The sequence below is a fragment of the Streptomyces sp. NPDC056222 genome, assembly GCF_042264065.1.
Taxonomy (GTDB): domain Bacteria; phylum Actinomycetota; class Actinomycetes; order Streptomycetales; family Streptomycetaceae; genus Streptomyces.
The window spans coordinates 103,303-123,137 of sequence record NZ_JBHJTL010000012.1 but is presented as its reverse complement, the minus strand read 5'-3'; the positions used below and the strand labels follow the sequence as shown (position 1 = coordinate 123,137).

General features: G+C 72.8%; 17 protein-coding genes and 1 pseudogene. 13 read left to right on the top strand and 5 right to left on the bottom strand.

What is annotated here, in order from left to right:
- The first annotated feature begins 117 nt into the window (after nucleotides 1–117).
- The 3 genes from ACFC0D_RS08995 (at nucleotide 118) to mug (ending at nucleotide 3,032) form a co-directional block, all read left to right on the top strand.
- Nucleotides 118–897, top strand: a complete 780-nt coding sequence (locus ACFC0D_RS08995) for an SGNH/GDSL hydrolase family protein (protein WP_376432681.1) — start codon at nucleotides 118–120, stop codon at nucleotides 895–897.
- Between the two features lie 123 nt (nucleotides 898–1,020).
- Nucleotides 1,021–2,463, top strand: coding sequence for an adenylosuccinate lyase (purB, locus tag ACFC0D_RS08990; protein WP_376432679.1), 1,443 nt, complete (start codon nucleotides 1,021–1,023; stop codon nucleotides 2,461–2,463).
- Nucleotides 2,460–3,032: a G/U mismatch-specific DNA glycosylase gene (gene mug, locus ACFC0D_RS08985; protein WP_376432695.1), complete on the top strand. Its 573-nt coding sequence runs from the start codon at nucleotides 2,460–2,462 to the stop codon at nucleotides 3,030–3,032. Before purB ends, mug begins: the two co-directional genes overlap by 4 nt.
- Before the next feature lie 240 nt (nucleotides 3,033–3,272).
- Here mug and ACFC0D_RS08980 read toward each other — a convergent pair whose 3' ends face one another.
- Entirely contained in the window at nucleotides 3,273–3,641 is a 369-nt protein-coding gene (locus ACFC0D_RS08980; protein WP_376432676.1) for a hypothetical protein, read from the bottom strand.
- A 143-nt stretch (nucleotides 3,642–3,784) separates the two neighbouring features.
- On the opposite strand from ACFC0D_RS08980, the gene ACFC0D_RS08975 reads away from it, so the two are divergent.
- A complete protein-coding gene (locus ACFC0D_RS08975) occupies nucleotides 3,785–4,942 on the top strand; it encodes an ROK family transcriptional regulator (protein ID WP_376432674.1) in 1,158 nt (385 codons plus the stop codon).
- 159 nt (nucleotides 4,943–5,101) lie between these two features.
- Here ACFC0D_RS08975 and ACFC0D_RS08970 read toward each other — a convergent pair whose 3' ends face one another.
- Together ACFC0D_RS08970 and ACFC0D_RS08965 are read right to left on the bottom strand one after the other, a co-directional pair.
- A complete protein-coding gene (locus ACFC0D_RS08970; RefSeq protein ID WP_376432672.1) occupies nucleotides 5,102–5,842 on the bottom strand; it encodes a GntR family transcriptional regulator in 741 nt (246 codons plus the stop codon).
- A gap of 247 nt (nucleotides 5,843–6,089) precedes the next feature.
- Nucleotides 6,090–6,974, bottom strand: a complete 885-nt coding sequence (locus tag ACFC0D_RS08965; protein WP_376432670.1) for an RNA polymerase sigma-70 factor — start codon at nucleotides 6,972–6,974, stop codon at nucleotides 6,090–6,092.
- A 115-nt stretch (nucleotides 6,975–7,089) separates the two neighbouring features.
- Here ACFC0D_RS08965 and ACFC0D_RS08960 point away from each other — a divergent pair, with 115 nt between their 5' ends.
- Nucleotides 7,090–7,920: an alpha/beta fold hydrolase gene (locus tag ACFC0D_RS08960; protein ID WP_376432668.1), complete on the top strand. Its 831-nt coding sequence runs from the start codon at nucleotides 7,090–7,092 to the stop codon at nucleotides 7,918–7,920.
- A 42-nt stretch (nucleotides 7,921–7,962) separates the two neighbouring features.
- Here ACFC0D_RS08960 and ACFC0D_RS08955 read toward each other — a convergent pair.
- Nucleotides 7,963–8,799, bottom strand: a pseudogene (locus ACFC0D_RS08955) (EamA family transporter); the annotation flags it as partial.
- Between the two features lie 107 nt (nucleotides 8,800–8,906).
- Between ACFC0D_RS08955 and ACFC0D_RS08950 the strand changes: the two are divergent.
- Nucleotides 8,907–9,107, top strand: a complete 201-nt coding sequence (locus tag ACFC0D_RS08950) for a hypothetical protein (protein WP_376432666.1) — start codon at nucleotides 8,907–8,909, stop codon at nucleotides 9,105–9,107.
- Between the two features lie 186 nt (nucleotides 9,108–9,293).
- On the top strand, nucleotides 9,294–9,953 hold the full coding sequence (locus ACFC0D_RS08945) for an MSMEG_1061 family FMN-dependent PPOX-type flavoprotein (RefSeq protein ID WP_376432664.1): 660 nt from the start codon (nucleotides 9,294–9,296) through the stop codon (nucleotides 9,951–9,953).
- Nucleotides 9,954–10,008: 55 nt separating this feature from the next.
- Here the strand turns inward: ACFC0D_RS08945 and ACFC0D_RS08940 are convergent, their stop codons facing one another.
- Complete coding sequence (locus tag ACFC0D_RS08940; protein WP_376432662.1) at nucleotides 10,009–11,013, bottom strand: hypothetical protein; 1,005 nt, start codon at nucleotides 11,011–11,013, stop codon at nucleotides 10,009–10,011.
- Between the two features lie 390 nt (nucleotides 11,014–11,403).
- On the opposite strand from ACFC0D_RS08940, the gene ACFC0D_RS08935 reads away from it, so the two are divergent.
- From ACFC0D_RS08935 to ACFC0D_RS08910, 6 genes are all read left to right on the top strand, one after another.
- Nucleotides 11,404–12,837 carry a PLP-dependent aminotransferase family protein gene (locus ACFC0D_RS08935; RefSeq protein ID WP_376432659.1) on the top strand — a complete coding sequence of 478 codons (1,434 nt, stop codon included), beginning with the start codon at nucleotides 11,404–11,406 and terminating at the stop codon, nucleotides 12,835–12,837.
- A 184-nt stretch (nucleotides 12,838–13,021) separates the two neighbouring features.
- Nucleotides 13,022–14,611, top strand: coding sequence for an alkaline phosphatase D family protein (locus ACFC0D_RS08930; protein ID WP_376432657.1), 1,590 nt, complete (start codon nucleotides 13,022–13,024; stop codon nucleotides 14,609–14,611).
- 76 nt (nucleotides 14,612–14,687) lie between these two features.
- On the top strand, nucleotides 14,688–15,110 hold the full coding sequence (locus ACFC0D_RS08925; RefSeq protein WP_376432655.1) for a hypothetical protein: 423 nt from the start codon (nucleotides 14,688–14,690) through the stop codon (nucleotides 15,108–15,110).
- The gene (locus ACFC0D_RS08920; protein ID WP_376432653.1) at nucleotides 15,107–15,421 is read left to right on the top strand and encodes a winged helix-turn-helix domain-containing protein; all 315 of its coding nucleotides are present in this window, start codon (nucleotides 15,107–15,109) and stop codon (nucleotides 15,419–15,421) included. The genes ACFC0D_RS08925 and ACFC0D_RS08920 overlap by 4 nt, the downstream gene beginning before the upstream one ends.
- A 196-nt stretch (nucleotides 15,422–15,617) precedes the next feature.
- Complete coding sequence (locus ACFC0D_RS08915) at nucleotides 15,618–17,024, top strand: SWIM zinc finger family protein (RefSeq protein WP_376432651.1); 1,407 nt, start codon at nucleotides 15,618–15,620, stop codon at nucleotides 17,022–17,024.
- A complete protein-coding gene (locus tag ACFC0D_RS08910; protein ID WP_376432649.1) occupies nucleotides 17,021–19,750 on the top strand; it encodes a DUF6493 family protein in 2,730 nt (909 codons plus the stop codon). Before ACFC0D_RS08915 ends, ACFC0D_RS08910 begins: the two co-directional genes overlap by 4 nt.
- The last annotated feature ends 85 nt before the right edge of the window (nucleotides 19,751–19,835 follow it).

Sequence of the window (19,835 nt, the reverse complement as noted above, 5' to 3'; positions counted from 1 at the left end):
GGGTCGGTGGGCCCACCGCGCGGTAAGGGTGTTGGTCCGGAGCCCCCGGGACGCTCGCGCGTCCCGGGGGCTCCGGCGGATCGGCATCCGCATACCAGACGGTATGATCGGCCCGCCATGGAAATGAATGCCACCTACACAAGTCTGGTCGCCGTCGGCGACAGTTTCACCGAAGGTATGTCGGACCGGCTGCCCGACGGGACCTACCGGGGGTGGGCGGACATCCTCGCGGCCCGGCTGGCCGCCCGCACCACCGACTTCCGGTACGCGAACCTCGCGGTACGGGGGAAGCTCATCGGCCAGATCGTCGAGGAACAGGTCGACGTGGCGGCCGCCATGAAGGCGGACGTGGTGACCCTGGTCGGCGGTCTGAACGACACGCTGCGGCCGAAGTGCGACATGGGCCGGGTGCGGGGTCTGCTCACCGAGGCGGTCGAGAAGCTGGCACCCTCCTGCGGGCAGCTGGTCCTGATGCGCAGCCCGGGCCGCAACGGCCCCGTCATGGAGCGCTTCCGGCCGCGCATGGAGGAGCTCTTCGACTACGTCGACGAGCTCGCCGCCCGGCACGGCGCCCTGGTGGTCGACCTGTACGGAGCGCCCGCGCTCGGCGACCCGCGCATGTGGGACGTCGACCGGCTCCATCTGACCGACGAGGGGCACCGGCGCGTGGCCGAGGCCGTGTGGGAGACCCTGGGCCTGGCCCCCGAGAACGACTGGCGCACTCCCCTCCCGCCGGGCGTGCCGCCCGGCTGGGTGACCCGCCGTCTCGGTGACGCGCGGTTCGCCAGGGAGCACCTCGGCCCGTGGATCGGACGACGGCTGACCGGCCGCTCCTCCGGCGACGGCCGCCCTGCCAAGCGGCCGGAGCTGCTGCCGTACGAGCCTCCGACCGCGTAGGCGCGTCCCGCTCCGATCCGCCCGACACCCCCCGGCGCACGCGCGCGTGACGGGCGTCTCGTAGCAAGAGACAAACCAGACGGTGGCGCTGGCCTGCAGAAACCGCCAGTAGAATCTGTCCACGTGACTGCTGTGACTGCGAAGCCCCGTATCCCCAATGTCCTGGCCGGCCGCTACGCCTCCGCGGAGCTCGCCGTCCTCTGGTCCCCCGAGCAGAAGGTGAAGCTGGAGCGTCAGCTGTGGCTCGCCGTGCTGCGTGCCCAGAAGGACCTCGGGATCGAGGTCCCCGACGCGGCCCTCGCCGACTACGAGCGCGTGCTCGACCAGGTCGACCTCGGCTCCATCGCCGAGCGCGAGAAGGTCACCCGCCACGATGTGAAGGCCCGGATCGAGGAGTTCAACGCCCTCGCGGGTCACGAGCACGTCCACAAGGGCATGACCTCCCGCGACCTCACCGAGAACGTCGAGCAGCTGCAGATCCGGCTCTCGCTCGAGCTGATGCGGGACCGCTCGGTCGCCGTCCTGGCCCGCCTCGGCAAGCTGTCGGGCGAGTACGCCGAGCTCGTCATGGCCGGCCGCTCCCACAACGTCGCCGCCCAGGCCACGACCCTCGGCAAGCGTTTCGCCACGGCCGCCGACGAGCTGCTCGTCGCCTACGGCCGCCTGGAGGAGCTGATCGCCCGCTACCCGCTGCGCGGCATCAAGGGCCCGGTCGGCACCGCCCAGGACATGCTCGACCTGCTCGGCGGCGACGCGGCCAAGCTGGCTGACCTGGAGCAGCGCATCGCCGGCCACCTCGGCTTCGCGCACGCCTTCACCTCGGTCGGGCAGGTCTACCCGCGCTCGCTCGACTACGACGTGGTCACCGGGCTCGTGCAGCTGGCCGCCGCGCCGTCGTCGGTCGCCAAGACGATCCGTCTGATGGCCGGCCACGAGCTGGTCACCGAGGGCTTCAAGCCCGGCCAGGTCGGCTCCTCCGCGATGCCGCACAAGATGAACACCCGCTCCTGCGAGCGCGTCAACGGCCTCATGGTCATCCTGCGCGGCTACGCGTCGATGACCGGCGAGCTGGCCGGCGACCAGTGGAACGAGGGCGACGTCTCCTGCTCCGTGGTCCGCCGGGTCGCGCTGCCGGACGCGTTCTTCGCGCTCGACGGCCTCCTGGAGACCTTCCTGACCGTGCTCGACGAGTTCGGCGCGTTCCCGGCCGTCGTCGCCCGCGAGCTGGACCGCTACCTCCCCTTCCTCGCCACGACCAAGGTCCTCATGGGCGCCGTCCGCGCCGGGGTGGGCCGCGAGCTCGCCCACGAGGCCATCAAGGAGAACGCCGTCGCCTCGGCCCTCGCCATGCGCGAGCAGGGCGCCGAGCGCAACGAGCTGCTCGACAAGCTGGCCGCCGACGAGCGGATCCCGCTCGACCGCGCACAGCTCGACGCGCTGATGGCGGACAAGCTGTCGTTCACCGGCGCTGCCGCCGACCAGGTCGCCGCCGTGGTCTCCCGTATCGAGGAGATCGTCAAGCAGCACCCGGAGGCCGCCGCGTACACCCCCGGGTCGATCCTCTGACCCGGTTCACCCCGCAGGAGCTCGAGGCCGCCCGCGACCGCGTCATCCCCGACGTGGCCGCGGGCGGCCTTTCCGTCCTCTTCTGCGGGATCAATCCGGGGCTGATGTCGGCGGCGACGGGCCACCACTTCGCGCGTCCCGGCAACCGCTTCTGGCCGGTGCTCGAACTGTCCGGCTTCACGCCGCGGCTGCTGAAGCCGGCGGAGCAGGAGGAGTTGCTCTCCTACGGACTCGGCATCACGAACGTCGTGGCGCGGGCGACCGCGCGGGCCGACGAACTGAGCCGCGAGGAGTTCAGGGAGGGCGGCAGGCTGCTGACCGAACGGGTCGAGCGTCTGCGTCCGCGATGGCTGGCGGTGGTCGGCATCACGGCGTACCGGACGGCGTTCGGGGAGCGCGGCGCCGTCGTCGGTCCGCAGGAGCGGACGATCGGGGAGACCCGCGTCTGGGCGCTGCCCAACCCGAGCGGGCTGAACGCGCGCTGGACGCCGACGGCGATGGCGGAGGAGTACGCGCGCCTGCGCGTCGCGGCGGGCGTTCCGGACCGGCGGGCGGAGGCGGAGGCGTAGGCGGAGGCGTAGGGGAAGGCGTACAGGCGCAGGTACGGCGGATCGTCTGGTGGAGGCGTAGGCCTGGGTACGGCGGATCGTCGGGTGGAGGCGTAGGCCCGGGTACGGCGGATCGTCGGGCGTTGCCGACGGGCGGTCGGTCGCGGCTGGTCGAGGCGCGTCGGGCACGGACGGGCCCCACGGGTCCGCGGCGCCGTCGGTCACGGCGGTCTTCAGGGCGGGTCTGTCACGGTGGACCGGTCACGGTGGGTCGGTCTCGGTGACCCAGGCCAGGAGCCGGAACTCCCCCTCGCCGCACGGCGCGAGGCCGAGCACCACCCAGCGGGCGTCCACGCGCCAGAGCTGGATGTCGGGTACCGAGGTGCAGATCAGCGCCCAGGGCTCCGGTATCGCCTCGCCCGCGCCGACTCGGGCGAGCAGTCCGTACAGACCCACCAGGTGCGGCGGGCCCCAGCGGGCCTCCAGGAGCAGCGCGAGCGCTTCCCGTTCGGCCTCCGCCTGATCCTCCGTGGGGTCTTCGACGGCTAACTCGGTCATGTGGTACCCCTCGGCGGGGAACGCGCGGGCGCTCAGCAGATCGAGGGCGGTGAGGTGCTGTGCGAGCGTCATGGGTCCAGTAAACCGGCCGGCTCCGACAGCCGGCTCCCCGTCAGGCCGCCCGCCCGCCGCCGTCGAGCACGGGCGCCACTCGCCGCCCTCCGGTCCATTGAGTAACATCCGCCAGACACGCGTACGAGCTGGAAGGACACACTGTGGGGCGGCTGACCGGCGGGGATCCTTCTCTGCTGCGGCGGATCAACTCCGCGGTGGTACTCCATGCTCTGCGGGGCGCCGACGCGCTCACGCTCACGGACCTGACCCGGATCACCGGGCTGTCCCGGCCGACGGTCGAGGGCGTGGTCGAGGGGCTCATCGTCGGAGGTCTCGTCGTCGAGGCGGCGCCCGAGGAGGGCGAGGCCAGGCGGCAGGGACGGCCCGCTCGGAGATTCCGCTTCCGTGCGGAGGCCGGGCATCTGCTGGGCATCGAGATCGGCCCGCACCGCGTCGCGGCGCTTCTCTCCGGTCTCGACGGGCGGATCATCGGCGCGGGGGCCCGTGAGGTCTCGGAGACCGCGCCGGAGGACGAGCGACTGGACCGTGTCCGCACGGTCGTCGCGGATGTGCTGCGCAGGGCCGGGGTGGCCCGCTCCAACCTGCGGGCGGTCGGTGTCGGCACGCCCGGAATCGTCGAAGCGGACGGTACGGTCCGGCTCGGCACGGCGCTGCCGGGCTGGACGGGCCTGGCGCTCGGCGAGCGGCTGCGGCGGTCGTTCCGATGCCCGGTGCTGGTGGAGAACGACGCGAACGCGGCGGCGGTCGCGGAGCACTGGAAGGGCGCGGCGACCGACTCCGACGACATCGTCTTCGTACTCGCCGGACTGAGCCCGGGCGCGGGCTCCCTGATCGGGGGTCGTCTGCACCGCGGCTACGGTGGGGCGGCCGGTGAGATCGGTGCGCTCCACCTGCTCGGCCAGGGGGTCACCCCCGAGCATCTGCTGTCGACGACGGACGAGCCGCTGCACCCGTTGGACGAGCAGGCGGTCACCGAGGTCTTCGCGCTGGCCCGGCGGGGCGACGCGCAGGCGGAGGCGGCGGTGGAGCGTTTCACCCAGCGTCTGGTGCACGACGTGGCCGCGCTGGTGCTCGCGCTCGACCCCGAGCTGGTGGTGATCGGCGGCTGGGCGGCCGGCCTGGACGGCGTACTGCAGCCCCTGCGCGACGAATTGGCCCGCTTCTGCCTGCGCCCCCCGCGCGTGGTCCTGTCGATGCTGGGTGAGGCGGCGGTGGGAACGGGCGCTCTGCGCCTGGCCCTGGACCACGTGGAGGAGCAACTCTTCGCGGTGGAGGGCACGGTGACGGCCCGTCGCTGACGGGGTGCGGCCGCCGGCTCGGCCCGGGACGCGGACCACGGCGGCCCAGGAGCAGGGCCCCCCGCCCGAAACGCCGCGAGCCCGTGAGTGGACCGCCTCAGCGGTTCCCCTAACGGGCTCGGTGCGTGTGCCGAAGCCGGTGGCCGGTGGCCGGTTACCTCAGGACGCCATCACAAGGTCGCCCGAGTCGCCGAACGTCAGGCGGCAGGTGTCGGCGCGGTACGTGGCCACCGAGACCGCAGCCGTGCGGCCCTCGGAGAGGTAGCGGGTCGTGACGACGAGGACCGGGGCGCCCGGGAGGCGGTCCAGTTCCTTGGCGTCGTCGGCGCGGGCGGAGCCGAGTTCCACGGCGCGGTCCTGGCCGTCCAGGGCGAGGCGCTGGAGCTCGCGCAGCACGCTGCGGGCGCGGGCCGGGCCGGACGGGGTGTCGATCGCGGTCAGCTCGGGGACGGAGCCGGACGGCACGTACAGGAGCTCGGCCGCGACCGGCTGGCCCTGCGTGACGCGCAGGCGGCGCACGACGTGCACCTGCTCGTCGGGCTCGATGTCCAGGAGGCGTACGACGGAGGCGGGGGCCACGGCGGTGGCGGAGTCCACGGACTGCCAGGTCTCCTCGGCCACACCGGGCCAGCTGTGCTGCGTGGTGGAGACGTCCACACCGACGCGGGGCGGGGCGACGGTGGTGCCGACGCCTCGTCGGCGCTGCAGCCGGCCCTCGAGCTCCAGCTGCTCCAGGGCCTGGCGGAGCGTGGCCCGGGCGACGCCGAAGCGCGCGGCGAGCTCGCGCTCGTTGGGAAGGATCTCGCCGACCGCGAAGTCGGAGTCGAGCGCTTCGCCGATCACGGTCTTGAGGTGCCAGTACTTAGGCTCCGGCACCGTCTCCAGCTGCGTGGTCCCCACCCTGATCCTCCGCAATCGCCGTGTCCCCGGCGGTTTTCCGCGCCCTTGTTTATTAAAGGTTCCTGCACTATCTCTGCGACCATAAGGCGGCACACCCCCTTGGTCAAGACCAATCCTGACCCGGATGCCCGTGAATGCGGCCCTCTGGCGTAGATCGTTCACAGGACGTTCGCGCCGTCGTGAGCCCCGCGCAGCAAAGTGCCCCGCCTCCGGACCGGAGACGGGGCATGCGAGGGGTGCCGACGGGTCAGTCGATGCCCACGGCGTGAAGTTTGTCCGGGTTGCGCACGATATAGACGCACTGGATATGCCCGTCCCGTGCCTCGATCTGGAAGACCGAGTCGGGCTTGCCGTCGACGAGGACGAGCAGCGCGGGGCCCGCGTTGAACTCCATGGAGCGGAACTCGTAGAGGTTCTCCGGGTCCTTGCTGACGGCGACGAGGAAGCGGCCCACCTTGTCCGCGCTCTCGATGATCCGCAGGGGCGCCTTGGACTTGCCGCCGCTGTCACCGACGAGGCGGACGTCGGGCGCGAGCAGGTCAAGGAGCTTCTCGAGGTCCCCGCCGGCCGCGGCGGCGAGGAAGCGCTCGGTGAGGTCGCGCCGCTCGGCCGGGTCGACGTCGTAGCGGGGCCTGCCCTCGTCGACATGGCGGCGGGCCCGGCCGGCGAGCTGACGGACGGCGGCCTCGGAGCGGTCGAGGGCGGTGGCGATCTCCCCGTAGGGGAAGCCGAAGGCCTCGCGGAGCACGAAGACCGCGCGCTCCAGCGGCGAGAGGGATTCGAGGACGACGAGCACGGCGACCGAGACGGAGTCGGCGAGCATGGCGCGCTCGGCGGTGTCGGGGACGGCGGGTCCGAAGTCCGTGACGACGGGTTCGGGGAGCCACGGCCCGACGTACGACTCGCGGCGCGCCTGGACCTGGCGGAGCCGGTCGAGCGCGAGGCGGGTGGTGATCCGTACGAGGAAGGCTCGTGGCTCGCGGACGTCGTCGCGGTCCGCGGCCGTCCAGCGCAGCCACGCCTCCTGGACCACGTCCTCGGCGTCGGCGACGCGGCCGAGCATGCGGTAGGCCACGCCGATGAGCATCGGCCGGTGTTCTTCGAATACGTCGGTCAGGGTGTCGGTCGCCACTCCCCCATCCCAGCCGACCGGCCGAAGTCTGTCCAGTTCCGCCTGAGCCCTTGAACTCCTGGCTACTGAGCGGTAATTCTTGCTGACAGGGTGTCTAAGTCAGGGAGTCAGGCGTATGTCCGAGCAGATCTCGTTCACGATCGAATCCCCGCGCGGTCCGCGGCCCGTATCCCTGACGTACGAACGCAGGGGCGCGGGTGAGCCGTTGCTGCTGCTCCACGGCATCGGTCACCACTGGCAGGCGTGGGAGCCGGTCCTCGACATCCTCGCCGCCGAACGCGATGTCGTGGCCGTCGACCTGCCCGGTTTCGGCACCTCGCCCGCCTTGCCGGAGGGCTTCGACTACAACCTGTCGACGGTCGTTCCGGTGCTCAGTGCCTTCTGCGAGGCTCTCGGGATCGAACGGCCGCACGTCGCGGGCAACTCCCTCGGCGGGCTCCTCTCCCTCGAGCTCGGCCGGGAGAAGCAGGTGCGCTCGGTCACCGCGCTCTCCCCGGCCGGGTTCTGGTCGGAGAGCGAACGCCGGTACGCCTTCGGCACGCTGCGCGCGATGCGGGCCGCCGCGCTCTCGATGCCCGTGCCCCTGATCGAGCGGCTCTCCCGCAGCGCCGCCGGGCGTACGGCGCTGACGAGCACGATCTACGCACGTCCGGGGCGCCGCTCACCCGAGGCCGTGGTCGCCGAGACGCTCGCGCTGCGCGAGGCCACCGGCTTCCGGGAGACGCTGGAGGCCGGCCGGACCGTGCTGTTCGGCGACGACGTCCCGGCCGTTCCGGTCACCATCGCCTGGGGCACCCGCGACCGGCTGCTGCTGCGCCGACAGGGCGTCCGGGCCAAGCACACGATGCCCGGGGCCCGGCTGGTGCGGCTGCCCGGCTGTGGTCACGTGCCCATGAACGACGACCCGGCGCTCGTCGCGCGGGTGATCCTCGACGGCAGCCGCTGACGGCGTCGGCCGCGTGAACAGGCCCGTCCCGAGGGCCGCTCCGGCGCCCACGAGGACGCTGCCTGCGGCCTGCGGGAGGCCGAATCCGCCGGCGGAGACGAGCACCGCGGTCAGCGCGGCGGCGACCGGGATCGCGCCGGTGAACAGGGTGGCGCGCTCCATGCCGATCCGCTGGACCCCCATGTAGAAGAGGACGAAGCCGACGACCGTGGCAAGGGCGGCCTGCCAGACCAGGGCGCCGCTCTCCACGGCCGTCGGGACCCGCAGGAACGCGCCGCCGTCCACGACAAGTCCGATGAGGGCCGACTCGACGGCGGCGACGCCGCAGACGACGGCCGTGAGCAGCTTCGGCCCGAGCGGGCGGAGCACGGGCACGGCGAGGACGGTGAATCCGACCTCGCCCGCCAGGGCTCCTACGGAGTAGGAGAGGCCGGGCAGATCGGTACGGCCCCACCCCTGGACGGTGAAGGCACCGGCGGCGACGAGCAGCGCACCGTAGAGGACCGGCCGAGCGGGCCTGCGCCCGTCGAGCAGCGGCACGAGCACGGCCACGACGACGGGCGCGCAGCCGACCAGGACACCGGGGACGGCGGGCTCCGCGGTGCGCTCGGCGGCGAGAACCGCGAGATTGAAGCCGACCATCCCGACACCGGCGAGCACGGCCAGGCGCCCCCACTGCCGGGCACCGAGCGCCCGGAGCGGAACGAGCCCGCCGGGGCCGAGGAGGGGGAGCAGGAGAAGACATGCGGCGCCGTAGCGCAGGGCCTGGCCGCCCGCGTACGGGTAGTCGCCGAGAAGGCTGTTGGCGGTGAAGGAGGCGCCGACGAGCGCGTAGGCGACCGTCACGAGGACGGCACCCCGCAGGGAGTTCACGTTCATGCCCCCGACGCTAGGAAGCGGGGCGGCCCGGTTTAAGGTCCACTTCCCCGACGTCTTCGGGGACCACTTGCCCGAAACCTTCCGGGCACGGCCGGGTGCAGGTTCGCGTGCCCGTCCTGCGCGGCTCCGGAAAGGGTGGCCATTCGGTCAACCAGGGGCTTCTGCGGCGTCAGGACCCCGGTCAGGAACGGCTCTACGGTCTCGCTCCAGCCCTGGAGGTGCTCGTGGTGGAGGAGGTGGCCCGCGTCGGGGATCTCCGCGTACGCGCCGTGGGGCAGGACGCGGACCATCTCCGACGGAGACAGTGAGCTTCATCGGAGTGTGACCGCCTGAGCCGTAAGGAAGCCGCGGCGGTCGGGGACAGCGAACCCACGGTCCGCCGGCAGCGGGCGGACCTCCCGGATCGCCCGGCCGAGCGTGGAGCACCCCACCTCGGTGTCCCCGGACTCGCTGACCGATATCGGTCGTAGGCCGACCCCATAGGGTCGGGAGGCATGACGACATCCCTTGCCAGCAGTGTCTTCGACTCGCTCCGCCTCGACGCCGTTCCCGACCAGGACGCGCTGCGCCGGGTCTACGAACTGCCCAAGGACACGGCGATACGTAAGCAGATGACCGAACTCACCGCGCAGACCAAGCGGTTGATCGGCTGCTCATCGCTGGTCCTGGTCGCCAGTGCGGACGCCGAGGGCAACTGTGACGTCTCTCCCCGCGGTGGCCCCGCCGGGTTCGTCGCCGTCCTGGACGCACGGACGGTGGCGATACCGGACGCCACCGGCAACAAGCGTCTGGACACCCTGCGGAACGTCGTCGCCACCGGGCGGGCCGGGCTGCTGTTCGTCGTCCCGGGGCGCACCACGACGCTCAGGGTGAACGGCCGGGCCTGCGTCTCCACCCGCCCCGAGCTGCTGTCGCAGCTGACTGCCGTGGGCAAGCCGCCCGCCAGTGCGCTGGTGCTGGGGATCGAGGAGGTCTACCCGCACTGCCCCAAGTCGCTTCTGCGCAGCGGGGCCTGGAAGCCGGAGGAGTGGCTGTCTGCGGACGCCCAGCCGACTTCGGCCGAGGTGACGCCGGCCCAGCTGCGGATGCCGGAGCTGACGATCGCTGACATCGAGCAGGCGGAGGCGGATTCGCTGAAGTACCGGTACGAGTAACGGGCCGTCCAGCGACTGCTGAACGACCGGACCAGCACGCCCCGAGATCAAGACGTCAGGCGGTGTGCCAGCGGTGGGCCGTGTCGTCGTCGAAGGTCAGCCAGGTGCCGTCGCCCAGGGGCAGCGTGCGGGTCGTCACCTCGGTGCCCGGCGGATACATGACCTCGGCCCGGGGGCGCAGGTCGTCGGCGCCGAGCAGGACGTGACGGCACTCCTCCTCCCAAGGATCCTCGCCGACCGCCGCCAGGATCCGTCCCTCGTCGAGGAAGCCCGGCTGCCCCATGAAGACGAGGTCCTCCGGGAGGGCATCGGCCGCCTCCACCACCGTCCGGGGGCCGGCCGGCGTGTCGTAGCGGGTGAGCTGCTCCCCGGCGACGGCGAGCGTCAGGAAGGCGCCGGAACGGAGGCTGCTGCCCGTGAAGGGCTCGTCGTAGCCACCGACCTGGGTGATCTCCAGCCGCTCCGGTGCGGACGCGACGAGCAGGGAGTACGCCTCCTCCTGCCCCTGCGCCGCGTTGAGGAAGACCTCCTGGGCGGCGGCCGGGCCGAGCGGCTGCTGGAACGCGTACGTCCCCCAATGCGTCGGGAGCGTGCCGGACGCCAGCACGGCGCCGGTCGCCAGGTCCAGGACCACGAGGACTTCGTTTCGTTCGGCCTCGACGCCGGGCTGGACGACCGCGAGCAGGGCGGTCCCGGAGGGGTCCGGGGCGCATGCGCCGTAGGCTCCGGTCGGCCACGCGGGGTGCGGGAAGGTCCACCGGACGCTTCCGTCCGCCTCGTGGAGGGTGACGGAGTCGCCCGCGCTCACCGCGAGGCCGCCGGCCGGCACGGGCGTCACGTACGCCCGCTCCGTCCCTGGCAGCCGCCGGCCGTGCCGGACGTCGAAGACGATGCTCGTGTCCCCCGACAGGCGGCCCGCCTCGACCCGCGCTCCGTCGCGGGCCACGATCCAGTAGGCACCGTCCCTGACCAGCAGCGAGTCGAGTCGGCCGAGCGCCGCGCCGAGGCCCGGCAGCTCCTCGGTGGCGGTGAGCTCGGCGCGGACGGCTTCAAACTCCACGGTGGTTCCCAGGTGTTCTTGACGTGGTTGTCGGGCCGGGCACTCGACTTCATCCAGACGAGGCGGCCGACGGCAGCAGCCTAATCGGACGGCGTCAACACCCGCCGTCAGGTTCGCGATCACGGACGCGCATGATGCCGAGCACCGGCGGATCCGCCACGGCGGAGCTCGGCTGCCGTCCACAGGGATCGAGCGAAAGATGTGCTCCGCCGCCCTGACCCCGATCTGAGGAAGTGACCGGTCGGGTGCCGCGCAGGGAGTGCGCTCTCATGCCGTACGAGTCCGGCAGGATCGAGGTGCGGTCGGGGGTTCGGTCGCGACGACGAAGTAGGGGGTGGTGTCGTGAACGGCGAGGAGTCCAGGACGCCGGGCGGGAGGGGGACATCCAGGATGCGGGCCTACACGGCGTGGGAGTTGCTGCTCCCCGCCGCGGGTGCGCCGGTGCGACGGCGCGGGCGGGCGCTTCAGGAGGCGTTGCGCGAGGCGGTGCGGAGCGGTCGCCTCACGGCGGGGACGCGGATGCCGTCGAGCCGTGAACTGGCGGCCGATCTCGGTGTCTCGCGCGGCCTGGTGACGGAGGCCTACGAGCAGCTCACCGCCGAGGGCTATCTGCGCAGCGACCGCGGTTCGGGCACCTGGGTGGGCGAGGCGGTGCGGGCGGCCACGTCCCAGGCCGCGCGGGATCGGGCGCCGCGCGCGCCGGGCGTTCAGGTGGACTTCCGTCCCGGGACGCCCGATCTCTCGCTCTTCCCGCGCGCCGCCTGGGCGGCGGCCCAGCGGTCGGTGCTCTCCTCGCTTCCGCACCGCGCGCTCGGCTATCCGGACCCCCGAGGGCTGCCGGAGCTACGGACCGCGCTCGCCGGGATGCTCGCCCGTCGGCGCGGGGTGGTGGCCGATCCTGAACGTCTCGTGGTGTGCTCGGGCGTGGCGCAGGCGTCGACACTGCTCGGCTTCGTCCTGGCGGCGCGCGGGATGCGGACCATCGGAATCGAGGACCCCGGCAGCCCGGAGCACGAACGGCTGTTCGCCTCGACCGGTCTCGGGACGGTGTGGCTGCCGACGGACGAGGAGGGGCTGCTGCCCGGTCCGCTCACCGCGTCGGGGGTACGGGCGGTCGTGACGACCCCCTCCCACCAGTTCCCCACCGGGATCGCCTACTCGGCGCCGCGCCGCGCCGCACTCCTCGACTGGGCCCGGGCGGTGGACGGCTATGTCCTGGAGGACGACTACGACGGGGACTTCCGCTACGACCGGGCGCCCGTCGGCGCGCTGCAGGGGCTCGATCCGGAACGGGTCGCGTACACCGGTTCCGTGAGCAAGTCCCTGGCGCCCGGACTACGGCTCGGCTGGATGCTGGTGCCGGAGGAGCTGGTGGCTGAGGTCGTGGAGCGGAAGAGGACGATGGACCTCGGGAACCCCGCCCTGGACCAGGCGTTGCTCACGGAGTTCGTGACGAGCGGCGGCTACGACCGGCAGCTGCGCCGCTGCCAGCGTGCGTACCGGGAACGGCGGGACGCGCTGGTCGCGGCCCTGGAGAAGCACTTCCCCGGCACCGGGGTGAGCGGGATCGCCGCCGGGCTGCACATCATCGCGCGCGTGCCGGAGCGCTACGGCCCCGGCGCGCGTTTCGTGGAACGGGCCGCGGCCGCCGGTGTCGCCCTGCGCCCCCTGGAGGAGTACGGCACGGCCCGCTCCACGGACGGCGCCGTCCGGTTGGTGATCGGCTACGCCCATCTGACGCCGTCCGAGATCGAGCGGGGGGTGGGGCTGGCGGCGGAGGCGTGCGGCCAGCAGCCAGCGGCGCAGGCACACACCGGCGGCTAGCCGGGCCGGTCGGCGTCCGGCCCCCACCCAGCCGCTCCCCCGCCGACCCGGCCGGGTCGGCGCTTGGGCCGAAGGGGGCCGACTCCGGTCTGTTCACGCGGGGTTCGTGTGTCAGCCGTCCCCTGCCGTTAGGCATGAGGGCGGCACAACGGACCCACCCGACCCAGCACTTGGAGGCCCTTCCATGTCCTACTCCGTCCCCGGCGGCCCGTCCCCCGCCCGCCGCAGCGTGCTGCGCGGCTCGCTCGCCGCGTCGGCGGCGCTCACCCTCGGCGGTACCGCGGCCGCCGCCCCGGCGCTGGCGCTCTCGGGTCGGCCGCGGGCCGCGTGGGGCGTGCAGACGGGCGATGTGACCGCCTCCTCGGGTCTGGTCTGGGTCCGTTCGGACCGGCCCGCCCGGATGATCGTGGAAACCTCGGCGAGCGAATCGTTCCGCCGTACGCACCGGCACGTCGGGCCCCTGCTCGGCGCGGGCAGCGACTTCACCGGGACGACGGCGTTGCGCGGGCTGCCCGCGGGCGAGCAGATCCACTACCGGGTCACGCTCGCGGACCCCGACGACCCGCGCCGTACCGGCGAACCGGTCGTCGGCACGTTCCGTACGGCTCCGGCACGGCGCCGCGACGGGGTGCGCTTCCTCTGGTCGGGCGACATCGCCGGACAGGGCTGGGGCATCAACCCGGACATCGGCGGTTTCCGGGCGTACGAGGAGATGCGCCGGCTGAACCCGGACTTCTTCCTGTGCAGCGGCGACACGATCTACGCGGACGGCCCCCTCCAGCCGAGCGTGACCCTGCCCGACGGACGGCTCTGGCGGAACGTCACGACGCCGGAGAAGGCGAAGGTCGCGGAGACCCTGGACGAGTACCGAGGCAACTTCCGCTACAATCTCCTCGACCACAACGTGCGCGCCTTCAACGCGCAGGTGCCGTCGATCGTGCAGTGGGACGACCACGAGGTGCGCAACAACTGGTACCCCGGCCAGATCCTGGACGACGCCCGCTACGCGGAGAAGGACGTCGACGTGCTCGCGGCCCGTGCCTCGCGGGCGTTCGCCGAGTACTTCCCCGTCTCCACGCTCCACGCGCGCGGTGGCGCCGCGGAAGGCCGGATGCACCGGGTGGTGTGCTACGGTCCGCTGCTCGACGTCTTCGTGCTCGACATGCGCTCGAACCGCAACGCCAACTCCCCCGGCCGGCAGGCGGACGACACCACGGGCATCCTCGGCGCCGAGCAGCTGGCCTGGCTCAAGCGGGAGCTGAGCCGCTCGCGGGCGGTGTGGAAGGTGCTCGCCGCCGACATGCCGCTGGGCCTCGTCGTCCCCGACGGCGCGGCGAACATCGAGGCGATCGCCCAGGGCGACCCCGGCGCCCCGCTGGGCCGGGAGCTGCAGATCGCCGAGCTGCTGCGCTTCATCAAGCACCGTCGCATCACCGGCACGCTGTGGCTGACCGCCGACGTGCACTACACCTCCGCCCAGCACTACGCGCCGGAGCGTGCCGCGTTCCAGGACTTCGCGCCGTTCTGGGAGTTCGTCTCCGGCCCCCTGGCCGCGGGCGGCTTCCCGGCCAACAAGCTGGACGCCACCTTCGGCCCGGAGCGGGTCTTCGTACGGGCGCCGGAGCGGGCGAACCTCTCGCCGATGGAGAGCCCGCAGTACTTCGGAGAGGTCGACATCGACGGCAGCAGCGGCGAGTTGACGGTCAGGCTCCGCGCGGAGGGCGGAACGGTCCTCTTCAGCAAGACACTTCAGCCGGGACGCGTCGGTCAATAGCCCCTTCTTCGTTGCCTCGACAGCATTTACTTGCCATAGTGGAAAGTAGTTGCTGTCGAGGACAAGGGGGATGGACATGTCCGCACACACGGACGCGTCACAGGCGTTGCACCGTTCACGCGCCATGGAGGACGCGGTACGGAAGCGCAGCGGCTGGTACGGGCGGTATCTGCTGGTCTTCGGCGCCACCCAACTCGCCCTGGTGCCGACCATCCTGCTGTGGCGGAGCCCGCTCGTCGTCGCCGTGTCGATGACGCTCTACGCGCTCGTCGTGGCCGGGTTGAGCCTGTACGCGGCCCGTCAGCGGGTCGTGCGGCGGAGCTTCGGGCTGCGCCACGGACTCGTCATCGGGACCTGGGGCGCCCTGTACGCGGCGGCGCTGGTCCTGGGGTTGAACGTGTGGGCGGACAGCGTCCCGTTCGCCGTGGTCGCGGCCGTCGGCTGCACGCTCCCGCCGGCGGTCGGGGCGTGGCTGGAGCTGCGGAGGCCCACGGCGTGAGCGCCACGGAGAAGCAGGGCGCGCACCCCCGCCACGATCTGGAGCCGCTGCTGACGTCGCCGGTACGACTCTCGGTCGTCGCGGCTCTCGTACCGCTGGACAAGGCGGAGTTCGCGTTCGTACGGGATCTGGTGGAGGTGACCGACTCGGCGCTGTCGAAGCAGGTGGCGGCGTTGGAGGAGGCCGGTCTCGTGTCGGTGGACAAGGGGCGGGTGGGGCGCCGGCCGCGGACGTGGCTGACACTGACGGCCGAGGGGCGGGCCGTGTACCGACGTCACCTGGACGCGCTGCGGGCGATCGCCGGGACGTGAGCGCGGGCGGTTCGAGCCGCCCGGTGTACCCGCGGCCGAGGGGCGCGGACCTACCCCCCACGGCGGCCGAGGGGCACGCGGGCGACACCACGCGGCGGTCGAAAGCGCCCGCGGATCGGCCGCCGGAGGACCCGCGGGGCGGCCTGCACTCCGCGGTCCCGGCCGATTGTCAGTGGTGGGTCCTAGCGTCCTTTCCATGACGCGATCCGTACAGGCGCTCGCCTACTCACGCCCGTCCGCCCTGGAGTCCTCCGGTGCCGGCCGGCTGCTCGGCCTGGAGACCTCCGGGGGGCTGACACCCGCCGGTGCCGAGGCGCATCCCCGTTTCTTCTCCGGCTTTCTGACGTCCCCGCAGATCGCCGCGCGCGGTCTGCTCGCGGTGGCGGACGTGGCGGCCGCCCGCTACTACCAGCGGATACGGCCGGGGTCGCTGGACCCGGTCGTGACGGGGAACGGCGACCGGCTGCGGTTCGAGTCGTTCTCGGGATGCGGCGGGGTGTACGCACGGCTCGACGTGCTGAGCGAGGGGCTGGACGGCGCCGAGACCGGGCACGGCACCACCAATGTCGACGTCAACAACCCGCTGCGCGAGGCGCTGTCCCGGATGACGGGCAGCGATCCGCTGCATCTGCGGGTCGGCCCGGACGAGTTGGCGGTGACCACCCTGGAGGGCGCGGTCGTCGAGAAGAAGGTTCCGCTGCCCGACCGCTGGCTGCGCGGTTTCGCCGAGGCACAGGTGGTGTCCGCCGGGTTCGATCTGCGCGCGGAACTGACGGGCCCCGAGGCGGTGCGGTTCCTGCGTTCGCTGCCGCGCTCGCAGGGCCGGGGGGCTGGTCCCCTCTGGGTCGTTCAGAACGGCCGCACCCTGCGGCCCACCACCCGGCCGGTACCGGGCGCCGTCTGTCTGCCGGGTCCGGACCGGCTGGCGACACTCGAACGGGTGCTGCGGCACGCGACCGCGCTTCGGGTCTACGGTCCCGTGCCGGACGGCGTCGCCACCGCGAGCGCCTGGGAGGTGGCGCTGCCGGGAATGCGCCTGACGCTCACCCTGTCACCCGACGCATCCCGGGGCTTCTCCGGCGAGGGCGGCGTTCTCGACGCACTGGCCACGGAGGAGGCGGCACAGGACGCCGAGCTCGTCTCGGTCCTGCTGGCCTGGGAGCCGCGCATCGATCTCGCCGAACTGGGGGCGCAGGCGGGGCTGCCGGTGGACCGGGTACGGGCCGCGCTGACCCGGCTCGGCACGGCGGGCCGCGTCGGCTACGACGTGGCCGACGCGGCGTACTTCCACCGAGAGCTGCCGTACGACGCCGACCGCGCCGAGCGGCACAATCCCCGCCTGGTGGCTGCGCGCGCCCTCGTCGCGGAGGGAGCGGTCGCGCTCGATGGTGAGCCGGCGACGGTCGCGTCCGGCGAACGGCGCTACCAGGTACGGGAGTCCGGCGGGGTGCAGAGCTGTACGTGCCAGTGGTGGGCGGACTACAGGGGCCGCCGGGGGCCGTGCAAGCACGCGCTGGCGGTGCGGATGGCCCGGCGTGGCGCCGTGCCGAGTGCCAAGACCGGGGCAGCGGCCGGAGTCGTGTCCGCCGGAGGTGCGCGATGAGCGACGGCATCGACGAGGCCGCGCTGAAGGCGCGGCTGGCGGCGGCCCGGGAGGGTCGGGCGGTGACCAAGCTGCTGATCACGGTTCGGGCGGGACGGGACGAGGCGGTTCCCGGACGGCTGAAGGAGCTGGGACCCGGCGATCGGAAGACCGCGCTCGCGGAGCTCAAGGCCCTGCGGACGGAGGTCCGCGGCTGGGGCTGGGCCCGTTGGAACGAGCAGACGAGGGTCCAGCGCGCGCTGCGGGTGGCCGGCGCCGGGTGTCACACGGGTGCGGCGGCCGCGGCGGCCTGGATCGGTGGCCGCGACCTGAACGACTGGAGCAGGTCGACCACGGACCTCGTCCTGGACGTGCTCGCCGACCGTGAGCCCGCGTGGCTGGGCGACGTGGCCCAGCGCCTCGCCGAGCGACCGGCCGTGGCGGAGGGCGACTACCGGCTGGTCCATGAACTGGTCCTGCGTTCGGGCTGCGCCGTTCCGACGACGGACGGCTACATCCTGGGCTGGACGGGCGAGGTGACCGGGCCCCGGCTTCTGGAGCAACTGCGCGCCGACCCGCAGACGCCGATCCTGGTGCCCCGGATCTTCGACATGATCGAGACGCCCGATCGGCTCACCTGGGCGGCGGGACCGGAGTCGCCCACTCACTGGCCCACCGCGCTCAAGGCGCTGGTCGACGAGGGCGTCCTCGACCGCGCGACGCTGCTGGACGGCTGCGTCGCACGGCTGCTGCGCGGCGGGAAGCCGCGTGATCTGCGCTTCCCGCTCGCGCTGCTCCAGCTGCTCGGCACGGACGGGGAGGAGCGCCGCGGCCGCACGGCCGAGTGGATCGGGATGGCGGCCGACGCTCCGTCACCCGTCGCGGCCCATGCGCAGGAGGTCCTGGCGGGGCTCGCCGCCGAGGGATCGCTCTCCGTCCAGGACCTGGCCGAGATGTCGGGACCGGTGCTGTTCCGTCCGGAGAAGAAGCTGGTACGCGCCCAGCTGTCACTGCTCGCCAAGGAGTTGCGGCGCCGGTCCGGTGCGGCGGCCGACCTGCTGCCCCTGGTCGCGGACGCGTTCGGGCATGAGGACACCGGTATCCAGGAACGGGCGCTGAAGCTGGTCGGGCGGCACCTGGCGGAAGTGGACGAGCACGTGCGCGAGGAACTGTCATGTGCCGCAGCCTCCTTGAGCCCCGTGCACCGGCAGACGGCCGAGGAGCTGTTCGGCGGGGTGACGGACTTCGGGGACGGCCTTCCGTACGAGGAGGTCCTTCCTCCGGTGCCGGAGCTGCGGCCCGTGCGGGATCCCGCTGGGACGGTCGCGGAGCTCGTCGAGGACCTGGTGACCGTGTCCAAGGGACGCACGACCGCTCCCGAGGAGTTCGAGCGTGCGCTGGACGGCCTCGTCCGCCATGCCCATCTCCACCGCGAGGAGCTGAAGCGGGCGGTGGCGGCCGCGTTCGCCGACGCGTTCTGGATGCGGACCTCGGAGGACGGAGGGCAGCGGGACCCCTTCGGGCACCACACCTACGGCGTGGACGTCGTCCTCGCCGCCCTGCTGGAGATGGTGCGGCCCTCGATGATCCACGGCGCCCTGGTGCACGGTCACAGCTTCGGCTCCTGTGCGCACCAGTCGCTGGACAGGGTGGTGGACGCGCGGCTGTGGGAGGCCGCCTCCGTCATCGGTTCGGGCAGGCTCCCGTTCCTGCTCGCGACCCCCACCTGGCACACGGGGGCGATCGATCCTTCGGTACTGGTGGAGAGGCTGCGGGCCTACCGGGACGCGAGGATCGAACCGGCCCCGGCGGATCTCGCCCAGGCGCTGCTGCGGGTCCACAAGTCCGACCCGTCGGCCCGGGGCGCGGCCGTCGCGGCGGCGGAACTCGGCACCAGGGCCGGTGAGCGGCTCGCGGACTGGCTGACGGCCGACCCCTCCCTGATGCCGGGCATGCGGTTCCAGACCCGCGGCTCCGAAGTGGGGCAGGGGAAGTGGTGGCTGGCGGACCGAATCGTGCTGAAGATCCGCGAGCGGCGGACCGTACGTGAGGAGTTTCCGCAGGCCTTCCAGTGGCTGGGAGGCGCCGAGAGCGAGGTCAGCCATCGCTGCCACCACTGGATCGGCGAGCGGGTGAACGGGCCGGCTGTCCTGCCGGACGACCGGGAGACGCTGGCAAGCTTGCTGCTGCCGGTTCTCGCCGGTGGGGTCGAGTGGGACGAGCGCGGGGTGACCTGGGGTCTGACGGCGCTGGCGGAGGCCGGCGGGCCGGTCGGTCCCGCGACGCATCTCGCGGTGGCGATCGGCCTCGGCTGCCGGCACGCGGAGGATCGGCTGACCGCCGTGGACGCGCTCCTCGTCCTGGCCGCGCGGGGCGATCTCGACGCGGAATGCCTCGGCACGACCCTCGCGCAGCTCGTCGGCGACGGCACGGTCAAGGTCAACCGCCTCGCCGACGCGGCTCGTACGGCCGCCGCCACCGGCGCGTGCGCCACCACGTGGGCGGTGCTCGCGGGCACGCTGCCCGGTCTGCTGGCGGCGGAGAAGCCGGTGCGCGGGCTCGGTGAACTGCTGGCCGTGGGCGCCGACTGCGTGGAGCGGTGCGGAGCGACGGCCGAGGTCGGGGGCCTCGACGCGGTCGCCGAGCGCGGCGGCTCCTCCCAGTTCGTGATGCAGGCCCGGCGGCTGCGGAAGGCCCTTCACCAATCGGCCCTCCAGGCCGATCAGGACGCGACACAACTGGTCTGAAACCGTCACCAAGCCCACAGATCGGCGCTTAACCCGTCAGTCACAAAGCGTTCGTGATCACGCAACACCGCTGGGTCACAGTGAA